The organism is Kordia sp. (assembly GCF_050633145.1).
GTDB lineage: Bacteria > Bacteroidota > Bacteroidia > Flavobacteriales > Flavobacteriaceae > Kordia.
On record NZ_JBOEFY010000041.1, the window covers coordinates 12,128 to 31,853 of the forward strand.

Here is a 19,726-nt window from a genome sequence, read left to right on the forward strand (position 1 = left end):
AATAATTTGTTTTTGGTAGGCCAATTCTTTGTACTGAATTGTTGAAACAAATGAACAAACTCACAATGAAGTTTTTGTCATGCTAGGGTTATACAAATCTTATACAGAGGAAAAAACAAGTATATACAAACCTTATACATAAAAACATAATAAACTATAAAACAGCAGTTTATGTTTTTTTTACAACTATCTCTTTATTCCTTTTTTAGTACTGTTGTATTTGTGAATATTTGATTAAAGAAATGGTTTTGATTGTTTTATTGTAATGCGATCAAATTATTGATATATTTATCTTATGAAAGAAAATAAAAACCTTGATTACATACTTACCATTATATTTATGGTATGGTTACTTAGTACCTTTTTTAGCTTTATTGCATTTTTTAAAGTAACAGGTTCTGGGAGTGCCATTGGGCTTTCCATAATTTCTGGAGCTAGTATTATTGCGTTTAGCATACTCGTTTTAAAAAAGAAATAATTTACAGTTTATTTATGTACTCGTAAATATCATTTTCTTTATTGAGTCCTATTTTTTTCTTTAAACGATACCGTGCCATTTGTACACTTGAAGCACTAATACTCATTAACTGCGCAATTTCTTTAGTTGCCAAGCCCATTTTTATATAACTACAGTGTCGTAAATCTTGCTGGGTAAGATTGGCTATTTGTGACAGTTTTTCGAAGAAGTTAGGATGCACACCATCAAAATGAACTTTGAATGTAGACCAATCTTGATCGAGTCGATGTTGACTTTGTAACATGTCTTTTAATTTTTTGACTTCTTCTTTAGAATCTTTCCCACTTTTTCGTTCTAATTTTTTAACGTTATGTGACAACTCTTGAAGCAGTTCGTTCTTTTTTAACATTTGCAATGTCATACTTGCAAGTTCACGTTGTTTATGATTCATGGTTTCTTGCAATTGTTTTTTCTCCAAAACATTTCGTTTTTCACGCTCTGCAACCAATTTGTTTTGAAGCCTGTATTTATTAAAGAAAAGTAACAAAACCACTGCGCTTAATACTAAAATAAAAAACATGGTATTTCTGAGTCTTTTATGTAAACTGGTCTCTTCTTGCAAAACTGTATTTAGTTTTTTCTGAATACCCAATTGCACTTCTTTTTTTTCAGTTTCGTATCTAACTTTTAAGTTTTCTGATTCAAACAAGCGCGATTTTTCATAGTATTTTTTATTGACTTCAAGAATGCTGTCCGTGTACTTTTTTACCATTACAGCATTATTTTTGTGTGTGTAATAGTTGATATATATATGATACGCTTGCATTATATGTTCTAAAGAATTGATCTTTTTTAACATCGTTAAACCCTTACTAGCAATCGCTTTGGCTTCTTCCCATTTTCCTAATTTTTCATACATAGTTGCTCTTACCAATATGGTAGAAGCGTATAATTGATCGTAGTTTGAAGCTTTTAATAACTTTAGAGCTTTCGTGATACTTTCTTGTGTTTTTGCATAATTTTTTAACGACAGATATACCGTTGCCAAATTCCCATAACAAACACCTTCTCCACGTACATCTTTTACTTTTTGCATGACAGGAATGCATTGTTCAAAATATGGTATTGCTGCTTCATATTGCTCATCTAACATTAGTGTAATTCCAATATCTTTTAATGCATACGCCAATCCCAAATCGTCACCATCTTTTTTGGCATCTTTTGCTACTTTTTTAATAATGTCTAACGATTTTTCTCGTTCTCCTTGCATATCATGTACCGAAGCTATATTCAGCAAAGCAGCATACCTAGTACGGTCTTCATATACATTTCCAGCATTAACTTCATTAGCTTTGTAAAATTGCGCCAATGCTTTGTCAAATTGTCCCCAATCTCTGTATACTAAACCTGCAAAAATATGTCCGCTTTCAGTAAATTTCACATTGTCTCCACTATTTTCAAATAACCAATGACTTGCAGCTAATGTTAGTTGAGGTTTGCTATATAAATATCTACCCGCAAATTTCAATACTGCTTTCAATTCTGAAATTGAAAATGGTTGTGGTGTAATATAATTTTCGCCTTCATGATATAATATCCATAGCAATCCGCTAATAGATTTATGGGCTTTAACTTTAGCATACGCTTCAGTGACATAAGAAGCTGCTTTTTCTTGATCTCCTTCTAAATCGGCTATTTTCCCTAATCCAGTTAAAATTTTAATTGCTATCTCAAAATCTTCTTTTTTGAGTATTTGTAATCCTTGTTGATATATATCTTTGGCTTCTTTGATACGATGTGTTTGCAGTAACAATTGTCCTTTTTGTTGCAATGCTATTGCTTTTGTATGCTGCTTTTTTGTTTGATTGATTGTACTATCTAGTTGACGATTTGTTTCCTCAATATTAGTCACGCTGATTTCTTGCGGCATTTCCCAGTCATCATGAGTTTTCTCTTGTGCATGAATCGTATTTTTAAACAGTATACATACTATCAAAAAGACATATAGTATGTATATATTAAAATCATTTTTTATAGACTTCAAAATGGTACGTTTTAGGAATAGTTTTTATAAAAATAGCAAAAACTAGCTATTAAAATACTGTTGATAACCTTTATAAAAAATCATCACATAGAACGTAAATTATATTAAGATAAATTTTTACATTTAAGAGCAAACAAATACAATCTAATATGCGCATTGAAAGTGGATTAAAGCTTGGTTTTAAAGATGTAATGATTCGTCCAAAACGTTCAACCTTAAAGAGTCGTTCACAAGTTTCTTTAGAACGAACTTTCAAATTTTTACATCATTCGTATGAATGGACAGGCATTCCGATCATGGCAGCCAATATGGATACTGTAGGAACTTTTGAGATGGCGGAAGCTTTGGCATCTAAACAATTGTTTACTGCTATTCATAAACATTATACAATTCAGGAATGGAATACATTTATTAATAGTGTTCCTAATTCGGTTATTCCACATATTGCGGTGAGTACTGGAATTAGTGAAAAAGATAATGAAAAGTTAAGAGCAATTTTTACGATTCATCCACAACTCAAGTTCATTTGTATTGATGTCGCTAACGGATATTCTCAACATTTTGTAGATTTTGTGAAACAAGCCAGAACTCAATTTCCCGACAAAGTAATTATTGCAGGAAATGTGGTTACAGGTGAAATGGTTGAAGAATTGATTCTTGCTGGCGCCGATATTGTAAAAGTAGGTATTGGTCCAGGTTCGGTATGTACAACACGTGTAAAAACAGGTGTTGGGTATCCGCAACTTTCTGCCATTATTGAATGTGCCGATGCAGCACATGGTTTGGGCGGACATATTATTTCGGATGGCGGTTGCACAACTCCCGGAGATGTTGCCAAAGCTTTTGGCGCTGGTGCAGATTTTGTAATGCTTGGCGGAATGTTCTCAGGACATTACGAAAGTGGTGGCGAATTGATTGAACGCAATGGTGAAAAATTCAAGCAATTTTATGGTATGAGTTCTTCTACAGCTATGGAAAAATATGTTGGTGGCGTAGCAGAATATAGAGCTTCTGAAGGAAAAACTGTTGAAATTCCCCTGAAAGGACATGTATCTGAGACGGTTCAGGATATTTTAGGAGGCATTCGTAGTACGTGTACGTATGTTGGCGCTTCTCGATTAAAAGAACTTACCAAACGAACTACTTTCATCTGCGTTTCAGAACAAGAAAATAGAGTTTTTCAATAAGAAATAAAAAACTTACAAATTTTTTAAAATAATTCGGGTAACAAAATATACTCTTTCGTACTTAATACTGAAGGCGAAACCTGAAAAGCCTATTAGTAAATAGAGTAAGGATTATATTATTATACCGAATTAATTATGAAAAAAGTTTTTTTAGCAATGTTATGCATTGCCGTTACGTTTGTTGCTTGCCAGAAAGATGAGGATGTAACAACAAGTGACACTTTAAGTCAAAAAGATGCTATTATTGAACAGTTTAAAAATCTTGAAACATCTTCAAGAGTAAATAGTTCAATAAAAATTACTCCAAATGATATCTCAAAAAGAGATGCAGCTAGCGCTACTGATATAGTTGCTGCTGATTGTGAAGATTGTGACATCACTTTTGAGTATTCTTCTACTACAGGAGGATCTTCTGCTCAAGTAACAATTACAGATTCTTCTGGAGTCGACGTATTCAATGGAACTGTTACTGGAGGAAACACTTATACTATTTCAATAAACAGTTGTGAGACATACAATGTAACTACACAAATGTTAGTAGGAACTAAAGCTAATCTACTAATTACTGATGGAAATAATGTTACTAGTATTCCTATTAAAACGAACCAACTTACATTTCAAAACTATTCTTTTGACTGTCCTGTAGATGAGACTGTTGAAGAGTGTGAAATTACTATTTGTTTAAACTATTTACAAGGATCTGCTAGTGCTGTTCATATTGGTATTTTTGTAGATGGAAATTTACCAACTCCAGATACTACATTTTTCAATTTACAAGATGGAGATTGTTTCACTTTTACTATTAATGAAAATAGTACATACGAGATTAAACACATTGCCAGCAATCCGTCACCAGATTTTGCATTTAGTTTACAAATAGATGCTCCTAGCTATAATTTAGGGTTTTATATGCAAGGAAATTTCGATACGACTGGAGTTATTAATAGCAGGTATTTACAGTGTCCTGAATAAGCAAAAGTTTCTTTTACCAAAAAGTTATAAAAAAAGGGAACGATGTCTTGTTCCCTTTTACTTTTGATTTTTATCTATATAATAACTACTGTTTTTATTTTTCCCTATCCTTAAATTTATTAACTAAAATTTTTATATCATGAAAAAAAGAAATCTTAAATCATTAAAGCTTAACAAAAAGGCTATTTCTAATTTCTCTCTACACAAATTGAATGGAGGCGGAATAAAAAGGTCAGAACGTCGTGGAGGCGATTGTAATTATTCAAGAGCTCATCCAAGCCATCCAGACGATGGAGGGTATTGTGTTGGCCCAAATAAAGATGAAAATTCAACAGCGCCTACTACCGCACATATGTAGACAATCCAAATGTAACATATACCCAAGGGAAGCATCACTAGCTTCTCCTAATCAAGGATAAAATTACAAGCGAACTTCGGTTCGCTTTACTTTTCATTTTACTACAGAGTTATGCTTGATTATTTTTTAATTCATTTGTATGAAATGTTACCAAACCTTCTATTGGTCTTCTGGTGAAATTCCCAACGGTAAATCCGAATTCTTTTGCGACTTCTCTGATTTCATTTTCTGAGAAATACGCAATAGAACCAGCAAAGTGTACAGGAACTGTTTTGATTTCTTCTTTGTATTGCAAGATCATGTTTTGTGCAAACTCTCTAAATCCGCTTTTAATCAATTCTATAATGTATTCAGAATCTTTGTTTAGAAACATAAATTCTGCAAAGCCCGCTAAGTATGCGTTTGGATTTGGTTGTTTGTACAAATTGTACTTGATGTAATCACTTTCAAGATTGTATTTTTCTTCCAATGCAACACGTATTGAATGCGGCATTTTGTTGAAGTAATAATCACGAATGAGTTGCTTTCCGTAGTAGTTTCCGCTAGCATCATCCATCAAACTATATCCTAAAGAATCTACTCGTTGATGTAAATTTTCTCCATCATAATAACTGCAATTTGAGCCTGTACCTTGAATACAAACTACAGCTGCTTCATTTTTATGATTTACAGTTGCGTACACTGCTGCCAATGTATCTTCATTTACCTCAACTTCTGCATTAGGGAAAAAATTATTCAACACGCCTTTTAATAGTAAACGTGGATTTTCCGTTCCGCAACCAGCGCCATAAAAGAAAACATGTGTAACTGTATGACGATGTGCTGAAAGTTCTTTGCTTTTTTTGATGGTCTTTTTAAGCTTTTTTTCGGCAAGAATCGCAGGATTTAAACCTTTTGTGCGAAGCTTGTCTAATAACTGATTTCCATCTTTGTCCACTGCAATCCAATCGCATTTTGTGGAACCACTATCTACTAATAAAATCATGGTGTGAATATAAAATAAATTCCTAAGTTTCTAGGAATGTTTTGCGTGAAGTATATAATCAAAATAAGCACAATTGAATACAATATTATCAATTGTGCTTATTTAAGTTATACTATAAGTTATTTACATATAAAGCTAAATCTACCAGCTTGTTTGAGTATCCAAATTCATTATCGTACCAAGAAACGATTTTGTAAAATTTTGGACTCAATTCAATTCCTGCTCCAGCATCAAAGATACTTGTACGATCATCACTCACGAAATCTTGAGAAACGACAGCTTCTTCAGTATATCCAAGAACTCCATTCATTGCTCCTTCTGAAGCTGCTTTGAATACATTTTTAATTTCTTCGTACGAAGTTTCTTTTTCAAGTCGTACTGTTAAATCTACTACAGAAACATCAACCGTTGGTACACGAAATGCCATTCCTGTTAATTTTCCATTTAGTTTAGGAATTACTTTTCCAACTGCTTTTGCAGCTCCTGTACTAGTTGGAATGATATTGTTTATTGCCGAGCGTCCTAATCTGTAGTTTTTCTTTGATGGAGAATCTACCGTATACTGTGTTGAGGTAGCTGCGTGAATTGTTGTCATTAATGCTTCATCAATTCCGAAGTTATCATCTAATACTTTTGCAATTGGTGCCAAACAGTTTGTTGTACAAGAAGCGTTTGATACAATTGTGTCAGATGCTTTTACTTCAGTATGATTTACACCCATTACAAACATTGGTGCATCTTTTGAAGGTGCCGAAATTACTACTTTCTTCGCTCCAGCTTGAATATGATAATCTGCAGTTTCTAAAGTTGTGAAAATTCCAGTACATTCAGCTACTACATCAACTCCAGCTTCATTCCATTTTAAGTTTTTTGGGTCTCTTTCCGCTGTTACACGAATTGTTTTCCCATCAACAACAAGATTTCCGTCTTTTACTTCAATCTTCCCATCAAATCTTCCATGTACGGAATCGTACTCTAATAAGTATGCTAAATGATTTACATCTAGTAAGTCATTGATGGCAACTACATCTACATTGTCACGCTTTAAAGTTGCTCTAAATACGATTCTTCCAATTCTTCCAAATCCGTTAATTCCTAATCTTGTCATTTTATTCTCTTTTTTCTTACTATTCTAAATTTATACTGATAATATATCAGATATTCTTAATAACTCTTTGTTTATATTATGTTCGCCTTTTACCGCTTTTTCAATACTTGTTACAACTACTTTATTATCTGATAGACCAACCATTACATTTGTTTGTCCGTCTAAAATAAGTTCAACAGCTTTTACTCCTAATCTACTTGCCAATACACGATCAAAACATGTTGGTTTCCCTCCACGTTGCATGTGTCCTAATACAGATACACGCGCTTCATAGTCTGGTAAGTTTTCGGTAACATATTCAGCGAGTTCAAATACATTTTTACCAATTTTATCACCTTCAGAAACCACTACAATACTTGACGATTTTCCGCTTCTTCTACTTCGTTGTAATGATTCTAGCAATCGGTCTAACCCTAAGTCTTCTTCCGGAATTAAGATTTCTTCTGCTCCTGCTCCAACTCCTGCATTTAGTGCTATAAATCCAGCATCGCGTCCCATAACTTCCACAAAGAATAAACGGTTGTGCGAACTTGCTGTATCGCGAATTTTATCAATTGCTTCAACAACTGTATTTAGTGCGGTATCGTATCCTATTGTAAATTTTGTTCCAAAAATGTCATTATCAATAGTTCCAGGAACTCCAATTACAGGAATGTCATATTCTTTACTGAAAATCATTCCTCCAGTAAAAGTTCCATCTCCTCCAATAAGAACCATTGCTTCTACACCTTCTTCTACTAAGTTGTCATACGCTTTTTTACGTCCTTCTTTGGTTTTGAATTCCATTGAGCGAGCCGATTTTAAAATCGTTCCTCCTTTACTTACAATATTTTTCACACTACGTGCTGTAAGTTCTACATTATCGGCTTCAATCATTCCTTGATAACCTCTATAATAACCTACACATTTTACATTGTAATATGAACATGCTCTTGCTACAGCTCTTATTGCTGCATTCATTCCTGGAGCATCTCCTCCAGAGGTCATTACGCCTATTTTTTTGATGTTACTTTGCATGCATTTTTTAATTTGAATAGTAAAGCTAGGAAACTTATTTTGATTTCAAAGTACGCTTCACACTAATTTTACATTGTTTTAAAATCTCAAACGTTTTCGTTAATAAGTTCTCAGAATTTTAACGTTTTACACCTCATTTTTTCTAATATTTTCAACTTTTTAGAGTTTGAAAATGAATAAACTTTGATTGTGTATTTATGAAAAATAAACAGTCTAATCACCAATTAATTAAAATGTGACTATACGTAATTTTCTTTGAAAGATTCGAACAGAAAATTAATGAAAGAAGTGTAGTTAGTTTATAGAAACGTTTAAAAGCAGTTTTGAGAAGTTGTTTTCAGTTTTTTTCAATCCATAAAAAAGACCTATCATGACACAAGTCTATTTTTATTTCTATTTTTTATAAAAAGTGATGTATGCTACTCACCTTTTTCCTTTTCGGTTTCTTTCGATTTTTCATCAACCTTTTTTTTAGGTTCTTTCTTAGACTGTTTTTTACTTTCTTTCTTTGCTTCCTTTTTAATATCTTCTTTTTTTGCAAAGTTTACAAGACCTCCACCAGCTTTAGCTTTCTCTTCCTCTTCCTTTTTTCGTTTTTCCTCTGCCATTTTCTTTTTCCCTTTAAAGACCTTGTCAACCAATTCTTTTAAAGTGTCAAAATCAACTTGGTAAGACAATCCGATTCCTTGTGTGAATCCTTGAATTTCGCCTACATATTGTATTTGATTTTGTCTGTTGAAGATTTTTGCTGTTAATGAACGATCTTCATTTAAAGAAATTTCTATTTCAGCATCACCTACAATTGCCGTTTGTGTAACACCGCCAACAGGAACTCCAATTTGTCCATTGAAGGTAATTTTATCGCTTATTTGACTCGAAACGGTCAGTCCTAATTGATCGGCTGTATCTAAATTCAACGAGCGATCTCCTTGACTGTAGTTTACACCAATTCTTAACTTGTCATCACCATCTCCAGAAAGTGCATCATTTACAATACCTGTAGCCGTTTCTATAAGGTTTCCTGTCAATACACTTTGATTGATGTTTACTTCATTTACAAAACGTCCTTGAGAAAGTAACGATAGTGCTTGTAATCGACGCTTGTCATCATCATTTAGTAAAAAATCTGTCAATTCAGAATTGGCTACACCTTGTGTTGTTGGAAACGAGATATTAAACAAAGGATCTGGTTTCATTAAATCACCTGTCAACTTGATTCCTACTTCTACAGGAATCTTTTTGTTGTAAGTAGGCGTATCTAACAATACATCAGGATTGGCTTGCAAGTTATATACAGCTTCTACATTTAATTGTGCTTTGAATGGATCGCCTTCCCAAGTAATAGTTCCTTCAGGTTTTAACGTGAATTTTTTATTGATGATTCCACGATATTTAAAGTTATATTCTCCTGTATCTGTAATAAAATCCCCAAACATGTTAAATTTACCATTGGTATTAATTTGCATCAGCAAACTACCAAAACCACTTCCTCGTATACTACTTCCTGCTTTTCTGTCAACTTCTATTTCAACAACAGCATCTGGAGTAACATCTAAGTCAAACTCCAATTCTAAACCTTTAAATTCGTTTAAGGCATTTTCTTCTTGACTTTTTGGATCGTAAAACTCATCTTTAGTAACGAATTTTATGAATGAAGCATCACCGACAGAAGCTACATAACTAATCGGAATTTTTAAATCAGTTCCCTTTTCCGTTTGTCCTTCTACTTTTATGGTAAGTCCATCTGTTGGTCCTTCAATCCAAGCTTCTCCACTTATGTAACCAGTTCCGTAGTATAGATTTTCTTCTTCTTCGTCTTCATTGTATTCTGTATTTAAGACTAATAAACGATCTGTTGTTAGGTGTAATCCTAAATTCCAGTCGTCAAAAGAAGTATGCTTAATAGTTCCGTTTAGTTGTCCTTTAGTATAATCTTGTGTATCTAAAACGGTCACATTGTCAAACTCAAAAGTTTGATCGTATAATTTTACAATAGAACTGTTTGCTAAATCTAAATCTACATTGAGATATGGAATGTACAATCCGCCAGCCAATATGCTCAATTCTCCATTTATTGCTGGATTGTTGAGGTTTCCAACTACTTTGGCTTCTCCAGAAATGAGCCCCCGAATTTCCTCAATGACATCTTCTCCAAGTGGACTAAATGGAGATATATCAAATTTATCAATCTTAGCGTCTACATCAATTGTATTTATATTATTTGCTACATTAATGGAACCAACTGCGGTTAATGATTCAAGTGTTTCGCTGACCAATTTGGCATCTACATTAAATTTTTCCAAACGATCATCACCTGTAATGTCAATGCTTAAATCGCCAAGTTGTTTGTCATTGACTTCTAAAGCTGCAATTCCAAGATTCGATTTTGGAATGTACCCACCATTAATCTGCTTAATGTCTAGTTTTCCATTCACCTTTCCGCCCAAGCGAATACTATCTATAGTTGGTGTAATTTTCTCTAATCCGACATTTACAAATTGAAGATTAATGTTTTTATTATTTTCACCCAAAAGTTGGGCTTCTAAGCCGATTTCTTCATTTTCATGACTCATTACAATCTTTTCTATGAAGATAGAATCGAGATTCTTGCCGAATATAAATCTGTTTTTACGATCGTTTTTTGCATTGATAAACCATTTGTTTCCACGAAATGAAACATCTGATTTTTTAAGTCCCACAACCGATTTATTCGAGTTATCAATTGTATGATAGAAGCTTAAGTTGTAATTATCATCAAATCCTTTTCCGCCTTTAAATTCTGTTTTAAAGAATAAAGTATCTTTTAGTGTTGTGTTAATCAAACTAAACTCCTGTGCATCATACCATTTTGTTGTCACATTAGCGACTTCAATATACGTGTTGAATACAGGATTTTTATTGTCAATGATCATTTCTACATTGTCAATTGTGCTTCCGTATGCAACAATCTGTGGCGTTTTAAACGTGAGCTTGAACTCATTATTATCTCCACGAATACTTCCACGAAGCGAAGTGTTTTTAGACAATTCTACATCAGGAAGAAATACATCAACAATTTTATTATAAATCTTAAAGTTGAACGATAAGTATTGATTTGGAAGTACTTCAATTGGTCTATAATTGGCGTAAATACTTCCTACAGAGTTTTGCACAAGATCAAGAACTTCTTCAAAGTAAAAACGTCCAATGACTGTTCCTTTTATAATATCTGGTGAATCTATCGTAAGTTTTCGAATGTCTTCTTTATCAAACTCCGAGTGTATGCTAAAATTCTTAAATGCGTAGTTTGAATTTTGATTGGTGTATGCAATTTTCTTGAAGAAAATATCACCAGCCATATCATCAATTGTATTTCCAACAAGATCTAATACCATATCTCCTTTTAAGATGGAGACTTTGTCTCTTTCAACAAAATTCAGTTTGTATAAATCCAATTTATTGATAGATGCATTAAACCTAAATTCATTTACATCTCCAGCAAAATTTGCCAATCCTTGAAAGTCAAAGTTCGCATTTGGATCACTTGACACTAAATTTCCGTCAAATAATTGATCTTTTAAAACACCAGAAACATTCAAATTTTTATAAGTGTAATCGTTGTAGTGAATTGAACTCACCTTTCCTACAACTTCAGTATTTAAGCTTTCTTCTGTAAATCCTTTTCCATCTACAAACAAATCAGAAGATAGTGTTCCCAACATAGGATCGTTTAAGTATGCTCCCAAATTGAATTCTACAAATTGTATATCGCCTTCATACAATGCATTTTCACTATCGCCAACATCCATAATATTTACATCGAGTATTGAACTTCCTATTTCTGTATCTATACGAACATCTGCATCGATAATAGTTTCGGTAATTTCAGCAATACCTTTCAGGTTAAATTGCCCTAAACGATTTAGTCTTTTAGGTAAGTTAGTTCCAAGAATATCTGGTAAAAGCGCAGTTAACTGATAGTAATTTGATGAAAAACGTTTAAAATCACCTTTCATATAAAACATTCTGGTCGAATTGAATAGGTTTTTATATTGAACGTCTCCTTTTATAATAGTACTAGGCGATTTGAAATCGAAGTTTTTTGTAGTAAAATCATTTAAAACACCTGTTATTTCTGTACTAAATGTTCCTTGTTTGTTTCCAAACTCATCATAAAAATGATTGAGCTCACTAAAGTCTATTTTTGAGTCTGTAAAACTTGCTGTCAATTTTACTTTATCTAAAAAGTTGGCAAAATCTTTTCGTTCATAATCAAATATTACTGAACCATTTAGCTGAGAATTATCAGTTTTAATGACCAAATTCTCAAAGCGCATTTGCGTCAATGTATATTGAAATTTGGTATTCATTTCATTCACACGGAGTCCACGTTTATCTAAAAACGTTAAACTTCTAACATCTCCAGATACATTTGGACCTTTAACTTGAAAATCATGTACTGTTCCCGAAAGCTCTTTAAAATCGAGCATGTCAGGTGTTTCATTGTTTTGATCTTTGTATCTAAATTTACTATTATTCAGTTTTAGCTTCGAGCTTGTAAGCAAAAAATTAGAAGGTGTTCCATCGGAAGGTTCAGAATCGAGTTTCGCAATAAAAACATCTAAAGTAGTATCGATTGAATCTTTTTCGGTGTTGATATTAAGCGTAAGTCCTTCAATATTTACTGTTCCAAATTCAAGTTTGTTATTAATTGCATTATTGAAACTTAAAATAGACGTTTCTAAGGCATTGATATGAATCAGCGTATCTTTTAAGTAATCTTCAATGTAAATATTTTTCATTGAAATATCGCCGTTCCACTTTAAACCAATTCGTTCAATATTAATATTGGTTTTGTATTTTTCATTTAACCAGTCAGTTGCCTTTTTTCCAACCGCTGTTTGTACCGCAGGAATCGAAAAAATAATCAACAACAATAGAAATAGCAGTATAATTGCTATCAATACACGTTTTGTTATTTTCCAGACTCTTTTAATGATGCGTATTATTAAAGGTTATTTATTGAACTTATTCGGGCACTGCAAATTCACAAAAAAAATATTACAAAACACGATGTTTAGCATATCTTTGTGACTTTATATCAATTTTTATGCCTTTTAAAACTTATGAGCACAAAAGATGTATATATTTTAGCTATTGAATCCTCTTGTGATGATACTTCTGCCGCTGTATTACAGAACGGAAAAGTGTTATCAAATGTTATAGCCAATCAAAAAATTCACGAAGCATATGGCGGCGTTGTTCCTGAATTGGCATCACGTGCACATCAACAAAATATTGTTCCTGTTGTACACCAAGCACTAGCAAATGCAAATATCGATAAAAAACAGCTAAATGCCATAGCTTTTACACGCGGACCAGGATTGATGGGTTCGTTACTTGTGGGAACTTCCTTTGCAAAGTCGCTCGCACTCGGTTTAGACATTCCTTTAATTGAAGTAAACCACATGCAGGCACATATTTTGGCACATTTTATTGAAGATGAATCGCAAACCATTCCGGAGTTTCCTTTTTTAGGAATGACCATTTCTGGCGGACATACACAGATTGTCGTTGTAAAAGATCATTTTGATATGGAAGTCATCGGCGAAACTATTGATGATGCTGTTGGAGAAGCGTATGATAAAAGTGGAAAAATCTTAGGATTAACCTATCCTGCAGGACCAATTATTGATAAATTAGCAAATGAAGGAAATCCGAAAGCCTTTCCTTTTCCAAAACCAAAAGTACAAGGACTTAATTTTAGCTTTTCAGGATTGAAAACAGCGATTTTATATTTTGTGCAAAGACAAACAAAGGAGAATCCGAATTTTGTGGAAGAGAATTTGAAAGATGTGTGCGCGTCTATACAATATACTATTGTGAATATTATTTTGGATAAGTTGAAGAAAGCTACCAAGCAAACTGGAATTAAAACAATTGCGATTGGTGGCGGCGTTTCTGCAAATTCAGCAATAAGAAAAGCATTGAAAGATGGCGAGTTTAAATATGGTTGGACAACACATATTCCGAAGTTTGCCTATACAACTGATAACGCTGCAATGATTGGAATAGTTGGATATTTAAAATATTTAAAAGAAGATTTTACGGATCAATCTGTTACGGCGAATTCTCGAATTAAGATTTAACTTTGTTGGTTTCTGGTTGTTTGTTGTTTGTTGTTTGTTGTTTGAAAATACAAAACGTCAGTTCGAGTGATTTTCTGCGCATTGAGCGAAGTCGAAATGAAAGAAAATCGTATCGAGAATAGCTTTGAAGCGAAAATATTATCTTGAAACACAATTTAATTTATGAGTACTTCTCGATACAACAAATCATAGATTTGCCACTCGAAATAACATTGAGAGTACATAAAGTATTATAGTTACATTTAAAATTTAACATTCAACATTCATAATTTAAAACTTCAAATAAACATGGCATTTAACGAACGTTTGGCAGACCGAATTAGAGAGCAATTCACTTTTTTTCCTGAAACTTTTACGGAGAAGAAAATGTTTGGCGGTATTTGTTTTATGTATGAAGGAAAAATGACGGTTGGTATTGTAAAAGAAGATTTAATGGTTCGTATAAAATCTGAAAAGATGGAAGAAAGTTTAGCGAAAGACTTTGTACGACCAATGGATTTTACGAAAAAGCCAATGAAAGAGTTTGTATATGTTTCTCCTGAAGGTTGCGAAACCGAACTTGAATTGTTACACTGGATTGAACTCGGCTTGGAACATGCGAAACACAAATTGAAACAATAACCCTTTTGGGTATTGAGTCTTAAGAGAACTATATTTACATTTAAAATTTAGCATTCAACATTTATAATAAAAATACATGCAACTTTTTTACACACCAGAAGTAACACCAGAAACGAAACACTATACGTTTTCAAAAGAAGAAAGCAAGCATATTGTACGTGTGTTGCGCAAAAAAGAAGACGATGTTTTGCATATTACGAATGGAAAAGGGTATATTTTTTCGGCAAAAATCACGCTAGCCGATCAGAAGAATTGTATGGTTGAGGTGACTTCGTACGAGTTTCAAAAACAAAAGAGTTATCGATTGCATTTGGCTGTCGCGCCTACAAAAATGAACGATCGGTACGAATGGTTTTTAGAAAAAGCTACTGAAATCGGAATTGATACGATTACGCCAATTATGTGCGATCACTCAGAACGAAAAGTAATTAAAGCAGAACGTTTTGAAAAAATTATTCAATCGGCTACAAAACAATCTTTAAGTGCCTATTTTCCAAAGTTGAAACCTGTAATTTCATTTTCAAACTTTATTAGTACACATAAAAACGAGCAGTTATTTATTGCACATTGCGAAGAAAACAAGAAGCAATCGCTAAAAGATGCTTTAGAAATTAAGAAAGATGTTACGATTTTAATTGGTCCCGAAGGCGATTTTTCTACAAAAGAAATCGCGCTTGCAATTGAAAACAATTATGTTCCTGTTACTTTAGGTGATACACGTTTACGTACAGAAACTGCTGCAATTGTAGCATGTCATTCGGTTGCGTTTATGAATCAGGAGTAGATTTTGTTGTTTGTTGTTTGAAAATACAAAACGTCGATTCGTGTATTATTAAAATAGAAATTTGTATCAAGAACAGCTCTGAAACGAATTTGTAATTTTCATAAAACGATCTAACAAACAAGTACTTCTCGATACTAAATCTTTTCAAGATTTCACTCGAAGTGACGCGTTGTGATAGTATTGATTTGAAAATTTGTCAATGAAGTTTCACACTAAAATTCTAAGAGCGTCAGCGATCTAAGAGCAAAACAAGTCTAAGAGCGTAGCGATCTAAAAATCCAATTTCTGCGCACTCAAAATATCTTTCTGGTCATTTTCTAAGATAAAAAACACATTCAATTCATCACCTTTGCTGACTATTTTAGGTATTTCTATTTCAAAATTTCCTTTTTTATTGACTTTCGTCAGATAGTTCTCGTTGACAACTATATTGTGATTTTTTAAGGTCTTTCTGGCATTTTCTCCACGTTTTACATTAGTCGTACGTTCTTTGATTGCCAAAACAACTCGTGCTTTTACATTGGAAACGTTTCCATCAATAGTATAGTTAAGCTTGATGTTTTTTGCTGAGTTTTCTATCGCGCCAAGCGAAATATTATATTGAGAAGACTTATTTTTATATTCTTTAATTTTCGCATACATTTTAGTACGATTCGAACCTACAAAATGCTCCTGTCCGTTTACAATAACTGCTGGTGTATATACTTGATTGTCTCTGAATTTTTGAGCATACGAACGTTGTTTTTGCGTAAATTCTTTTTGACTAAACGGATCTTTCCAACCAATATAATTCCAGTAATCTACATGATACGATAAGGTGAATACATTTTCGTTTTTAAACTCTGCTCCTACTTTTTCTAACAATACATCTGCACTCGGACAACTAGAACAACCTTGAGAAGTAAATAGCTCTAAAACGACTACTGGTTCGTGTTTTTTATCGATCATATCCGTAAAAGAGACTAAAAATACGAGTGTAAAAAGTGAAAGTGTTATTAAATATTTTCGTTTCATAATCTTAAAGTTTACCTTGCAATACATAAGACGTTTTTACATGAAGAAGCTTACGTTATTTTTATTTTTATTGAGTTTTTCGTTCGTACAATCTCAAGAAATTGCCATTTTAAAATATTCTGGCGGTGGCGATTGGTACTCCAATCCAACTGCTTTGCCAAATTTGATTCAGTTTTGCAATCAAAATATAAATACAACTATTAAAGCCAAGCCACAAACCGTGGAAGTTGGTAGTACCGATTTGTTTCAGTTTCCGTTTGTACACATGACAGGACACGGAAATGTATTTTTCTCGGAGGAAGATGCAGAAAATCTGCGCAAGTATTTAACTTCTGGTGGTTTTGTACATATTGACGATAATTACGGAATGAATAAATACATTCGAAAAGAGTTAAAAAAAGTTTTTCCTAATCAAGAATTAAAAGAAATTCCTGCTACACATCCAATTTTTAAACAACCGTATTCATTCCCGAAAGGATTGCCAAAAATTCATGAACACGATGGTTTACGTCCGCAAGCAATGGGTTTATTTTATGAAAACAGATTGGTATTGCTATTTACTTTTGAAAGCGATTTAGGTGATGGTTGGGAGAATAAAGAAATTCACAACGATTCTGATGAAGTTCGCCTGAAAGCTTTGCAAATGGGCGCCAATATTGTGCATTACGCTTTTAAACATTAATCAGCTTTAACAACCAATCATGAAACTTAGTTATTATTGTTCGTCATGTCAAAAAGAAAATTACATTAAAGTAAAATCAGATAATAGATACGATCTAAAACAGGAGATTGGAAGCGATCATTTTAAAGAACGATGTATCCATTGTGGAAATTTTACAAAAAAGCATATTAATAGACTACGTGCTTTTCCAAATACAAAGTTTATTTACACTGTGTTAGCTATTGCAATAATTATTACAGTGGCTATGCATAATTATATAAGTTTAACGAAAATTATATTAGCATTACCATTTATTCTTTGGTTTGACCAGAAGAGAAAAGCAAGTACTTTTAATAAATTAATGATTGATTAAATTCTCACCCAAGATGAGTTACAACCTTTTTTTAGACGATATTCGTGTGCCCGAAATGGTATACAGAAATCCAGATGATTACAATTTTGTAATTGTGCGTACCTATGAAAAATTTGTAGCATACATTAAAGCTAACGGACTTCCTAAATATATTAGTTTTGATAATGATTTAGGATTAAATGCTGATGGAGAAGTTGCAGAGGATGGATATGCAGCCGCAAAATGGCTCGTGTACAATTCTGGTTTAGACATTAGAGAACTTGAGTTTTATGTACATTCTGCTAATCCTGTTGCTGCAAAACAAATTGAAGGTTTGTTGACGAATTATATAAATCATTTAAAGTCTAATTCGTAATAAAACATGTCACAACTCACACATTACACTACAAATTTTGAGAAACGAACGTTTCCAATTATATTGGTATCCGATCAAGTTTCAAATGCACCAAATATTGGTTCACTGTTTCGTATTTGTGATGCGTTTGGAGTGGAAAAAATTATTTTTTGTGGTGAAAATATTCCCGTGTTTGGTAGAAAAATGACCAAAACCTCACGTGCTACCGAAAAAGTAGTTCCTTTTGAAATTAAAGAAGACATTCATCCTGTGATTTCAAAATTACAAGCAGATAACTATACAATCATTTCTTTAGAGATTACTGAAAATAGTCAATCTATTCATACCATTGATTTTTCAAAGTTAGAAAAAATTGCATTGGTAATTGGTGATGAAAACTTTGGCGTAAATCCAGAAACGATCTACGAATCGGATATTGTGACACATATTGATATGTTTGGGCAAAATAGTAGTATGAATGTGGTACAGGCTACCAATATTGTGCTTTATGAGATTACCCGACAACGTATACTTGCAAACTAATTTTATTGTATTATTTTTAATGCCAAACTCATGAAAATGACTTCAAATGCAATTACCAACGGAATTCTAAAAGCTTTAGGGATCACTATTGGTATTCTTTTAGTGCTTTATTTTTTCTATAAAATTCAAGTCGTTATTATCTATATTCTCATTGCCGCAGTTGTTTCTTTGATTGGACGACCTATAATTCGATTTTTAAAAAAACGATTGAAGTTTAAGAATACCTTAGCGGTTATTTTTACCATGTTTTTGATGATTAGTTTATTGGTTGGTTTAATAGCTTTATTTATTCCACTTATAGAAAACCAAGGAGAAAAATTATCCTTACTCAATAACGAAGAGTTACAAGGAAAAGTAGAAGGTTTATACGATCAAATTACTGGTTATTTATCTTTAGATTCAGAATCACTTAAAGACTCTAAAATCTTCTCAAAAATAGATTTCAGCCTTATTCCTAGCTTTTTCAGTTCACTAATAAGTGGATTGGGGAATTTTAGTATGGGATTACTTTCAGTACTTTTCATTTCATTCTTTTTACTGAAAGACAGCCAATTGCTACAAGATAGCGTGATGGTTTTAGTTCCTAATACTAAAGAAAAAAGATGGGCACGTTCTTTTGAAAAAATCAAAGATTTACTATCTAGATATTTTGTAGGACTCGTGTTTCAGATTTTAATTCTATTTGTAATTTATACAATTGCTTTATTAATTTTTGGAATTGATAACGCTATTGTGATTGCCTTTTTGTGCGCATTACTTAATCTAATTCCCTACGTTGGTCCAATGTTTAGTGGAGTTTTAATGATGCTTTTATGCATGATTAGCAAACTAGAAACTGACGCAAGCGGCGAATTGATTAATAATTTTAGTGATGTTATTTTACCAAATACAATTGGCGTAATGATATTCTTTATCATTGCACAATTGATCGATAACTTCTTAAGTCAGCCATTAATATTTTCAAGTTCTGTAAAATCGCATCCGCTAGAAATTTTCTTAGTCATTATTATTTGGGGAATTTTATTCGGAATCTTAGGAATGGTAGTTGCTGTGCCATCTTATACTGTTCTGAAAGTTATTTTGAAAGAGTTTTTATCGGAAAATAAAATTGTCCAATCGATTACTAAAGATATTTAATCT

At 32.7% G+C, this 19,726-nt stretch carries 16 protein-coding genes; 10 read left to right on the forward strand and 6 right to left on the reverse strand.

Features of this window, described 5'->3' with window-relative positions:
* Nucleotides 1-479: 479 nt before the first annotated feature.
* Nucleotides 480-2,501, reverse strand: coding sequence for a tetratricopeptide repeat protein (locus ACRBBL_RS19070; protein WP_431370678.1), 2,022 nt, complete (start codon nt 2,499-2,501; stop codon nt 480-482).
* Nucleotides 2,502-2,650: 149 nt separating this feature from the next.
* On the opposite strand from ACRBBL_RS19070, the gene ACRBBL_RS19075 reads away from it, so the two are divergent.
* The 3 genes from ACRBBL_RS19075 to ACRBBL_RS19085 all read left to right on the forward strand — a co-directional run bounded on the left by ACRBBL_RS19075 (nt 2,651) and on the right by ACRBBL_RS19085 (nt 5,018).
* Nucleotides 2,651-3,688, forward strand: coding sequence for a GMP reductase (locus tag ACRBBL_RS19075; RefSeq protein ID WP_431370679.1), 1,038 nt, complete (start codon nt 2,651-2,653; stop codon nt 3,686-3,688).
* Nucleotides 3,689-3,823: 135 nt separating this feature from the next.
* Nucleotides 3,824-4,660 (forward strand): hypothetical protein, encoded by an 837-nt coding sequence (locus tag ACRBBL_RS19080; RefSeq protein WP_431370680.1) that lies wholly within the window; start codon nt 3,824-3,826, stop codon nt 4,658-4,660.
* Nucleotides 4,661-4,799: 139 nt separating this feature from the next.
* A complete protein-coding gene (locus ACRBBL_RS19085) occupies nt 4,800-5,018 on the forward strand; it encodes a hypothetical protein (protein WP_431370681.1) in 219 nt (72 codons plus the stop codon).
* A gap of 109 nt (nt 5,019-5,127) precedes the next feature.
* On the opposite strand, the gene ACRBBL_RS19090 is transcribed toward ACRBBL_RS19085, so the two are convergent.
* The 4 genes from ACRBBL_RS19090 to ACRBBL_RS19105 form a co-directional block, all read right to left on the reverse strand.
* A complete protein-coding gene (locus ACRBBL_RS19090) occupies nt 5,128-6,003 on the reverse strand; it encodes an N-acetylglucosamine kinase (RefSeq protein WP_431370682.1) in 876 nt (291 codons plus the stop codon).
* Between the two features lie 112 nt (nt 6,004-6,115).
* Nucleotides 6,116-7,111 (reverse strand): type I glyceraldehyde-3-phosphate dehydrogenase, encoded by a 996-nt coding sequence (gene gap / locus ACRBBL_RS19095; RefSeq protein ID WP_431370683.1) that lies wholly within the window; start codon nt 7,109-7,111, stop codon nt 6,116-6,118.
* A gap of 30 nt (nt 7,112-7,141) precedes the next feature.
* Nucleotides 7,142-8,128, reverse strand: a complete 987-nt coding sequence (gene pfkA / locus ACRBBL_RS19100; RefSeq protein WP_431370684.1) for a 6-phosphofructokinase — start codon at nt 8,126-8,128, stop codon at nt 7,142-7,144.
* A 419-nt stretch (nt 8,129-8,547) separates the two neighbouring features.
* Complete coding sequence (locus ACRBBL_RS19105) at nt 8,548-13,071, reverse strand: translocation/assembly module TamB domain-containing protein (RefSeq protein ID WP_431370685.1); 4,524 nt, start codon at nt 13,069-13,071, stop codon at nt 8,548-8,550.
* Nucleotides 13,072-13,233: 162 nt separating this feature from the next.
* Between ACRBBL_RS19105 and tsaD the strand changes: the two genes are divergently transcribed.
* The 3 genes from tsaD to ACRBBL_RS19120 all read left to right on the forward strand — a co-directional run bounded on the left by tsaD (nt 13,234) and on the right by ACRBBL_RS19120 (nt 15,661).
* On the forward strand, nt 13,234-14,256 hold the full coding sequence (tsaD, locus tag ACRBBL_RS19110) for a tRNA (adenosine(37)-N6)-threonylcarbamoyltransferase complex transferase subunit TsaD (RefSeq protein ID WP_431370686.1): 1,023 nt from the start codon (nt 13,234-13,236) through the stop codon (nt 14,254-14,256).
* A gap of 288 nt (nt 14,257-14,544) precedes the next feature.
* Nucleotides 14,545-14,877: a TfoX/Sxy family protein gene (locus ACRBBL_RS19115; protein ID WP_431370687.1), complete on the forward strand. Its 333-nt coding sequence runs from the start codon at nt 14,545-14,547 to the stop codon at nt 14,875-14,877.
* A gap of 76 nt (nt 14,878-14,953) precedes the next feature.
* Nucleotides 14,954-15,661, forward strand: a complete 708-nt coding sequence (locus ACRBBL_RS19120; protein ID WP_431370688.1) for a 16S rRNA (uracil(1498)-N(3))-methyltransferase — start codon at nt 14,954-14,956, stop codon at nt 15,659-15,661.
* A 270-nt stretch (nt 15,662-15,931) separates the two neighbouring features.
* On the opposite strand, the gene ACRBBL_RS19125 is transcribed toward ACRBBL_RS19120, so the two are convergent.
* On the reverse strand, nt 15,932-16,675 hold the full coding sequence (locus ACRBBL_RS19125) for a DUF1223 domain-containing protein (protein ID WP_431370689.1): 744 nt from the start codon (nt 16,673-16,675) through the stop codon (nt 15,932-15,934).
* 40 nt (nt 16,676-16,715) lie between these two features.
* Between ACRBBL_RS19125 and ACRBBL_RS19130 the strand changes: the two genes are divergently transcribed.
* The 4 genes from ACRBBL_RS19130 (at nt 16,716) to ACRBBL_RS19145 (ending at nt 19,723) form a co-directional block, all read left to right on the forward strand.
* Nucleotides 16,716-17,357, forward strand: coding sequence for a DUF4159 domain-containing protein (locus ACRBBL_RS19130; protein ID WP_431370690.1), 642 nt, complete (start codon nt 16,716-16,718; stop codon nt 17,355-17,357).
* Between the two features lie 365 nt (nt 17,358-17,722).
* Nucleotides 17,723-18,064, forward strand: coding sequence for a cyclic-phosphate processing receiver domain-containing protein (locus ACRBBL_RS19135; protein ID WP_431370691.1), 342 nt, complete (start codon nt 17,723-17,725; stop codon nt 18,062-18,064).
* A gap of 6 nt (nt 18,065-18,070) precedes the next feature.
* Entirely contained in the window at nt 18,071-18,586 is a 516-nt protein-coding gene (locus ACRBBL_RS19140; RefSeq protein ID WP_431370692.1) for a TrmH family RNA methyltransferase, read from the forward strand.
* A gap of 36 nt (nt 18,587-18,622) precedes the next feature.
* On the forward strand, nt 18,623-19,723 hold the full coding sequence (locus tag ACRBBL_RS19145; RefSeq protein ID WP_431370693.1) for an AI-2E family transporter: 1,101 nt from the start codon (nt 18,623-18,625) through the stop codon (nt 19,721-19,723).
* The last annotated feature ends 3 nt before the right edge of the window (nt 19,724-19,726 follow it).

Excerpts from the sequence above, each read along its gene's own strand:
- ACRBBL_RS19075 (WP_431370679.1), top strand. The coding sequence starts at position 2,651 with ATGCGCATTGAAAGTGGATTAAAGCTTGGTTTTAAAGATGTAATGATT.
- ACRBBL_RS19080 (WP_431370680.1), top strand. The coding sequence starts at position 3,824 with ATGAAAAAAGTTTTTTTAGCAATGTTATGCATTGCCGTTACGTTTGTT.
- ACRBBL_RS19085 (WP_431370681.1), top strand. The coding sequence starts at position 4,800 with ATGAAAAAAAGAAATCTTAAATCATTAAAGCTTAACAAAAAGGCTATT.
- ACRBBL_RS19090 (WP_431370682.1), bottom strand. The coding sequence starts at position 6,003 with ATGATTTTATTAGTAGATAGTGGTTCCACAAAATGCGATTGGATTGCA.
- gap (WP_431370683.1), bottom strand. The coding sequence starts at position 7,111 with ATGACAAGATTAGGAATTAACGGATTTGGAAGAATTGGAAGAATCGTA.
- pfkA (WP_431370684.1), bottom strand. The coding sequence starts at position 8,128 with ATGCAAAGTAACATCAAAAAAATAGGCGTAATGACCTCTGGAGGAGAT.
- tsaD (WP_431370686.1), top strand. The coding sequence starts at position 13,234 with ATGAGCACAAAAGATGTATATATTTTAGCTATTGAATCCTCTTGTGAT.
- ACRBBL_RS19115 (WP_431370687.1), top strand. The coding sequence starts at position 14,545 with ATGGCATTTAACGAACGTTTGGCAGACCGAATTAGAGAGCAATTCACT.
- ACRBBL_RS19120 (WP_431370688.1), top strand. The coding sequence starts at position 14,954 with ATGCAACTTTTTTACACACCAGAAGTAACACCAGAAACGAAACACTAT.
- ACRBBL_RS19125 (WP_431370689.1), bottom strand. The coding sequence starts at position 16,675 with ATGAAACGAAAATATTTAATAACACTTTCACTTTTTACACTCGTATTT.
- ACRBBL_RS19130 (WP_431370690.1), top strand. The coding sequence starts at position 16,716 with ATGAAGAAGCTTACGTTATTTTTATTTTTATTGAGTTTTTCGTTCGTA.
- ACRBBL_RS19135 (WP_431370691.1), top strand. The coding sequence starts at position 17,723 with ATGAGTTACAACCTTTTTTTAGACGATATTCGTGTGCCCGAAATGGTA.
- ACRBBL_RS19140 (WP_431370692.1), top strand. The coding sequence starts at position 18,071 with ATGTCACAACTCACACATTACACTACAAATTTTGAGAAACGAACGTTT.
- ACRBBL_RS19145 (WP_431370693.1), top strand. The coding sequence starts at position 18,623 with ATGACTTCAAATGCAATTACCAACGGAATTCTAAAAGCTTTAGGGATC.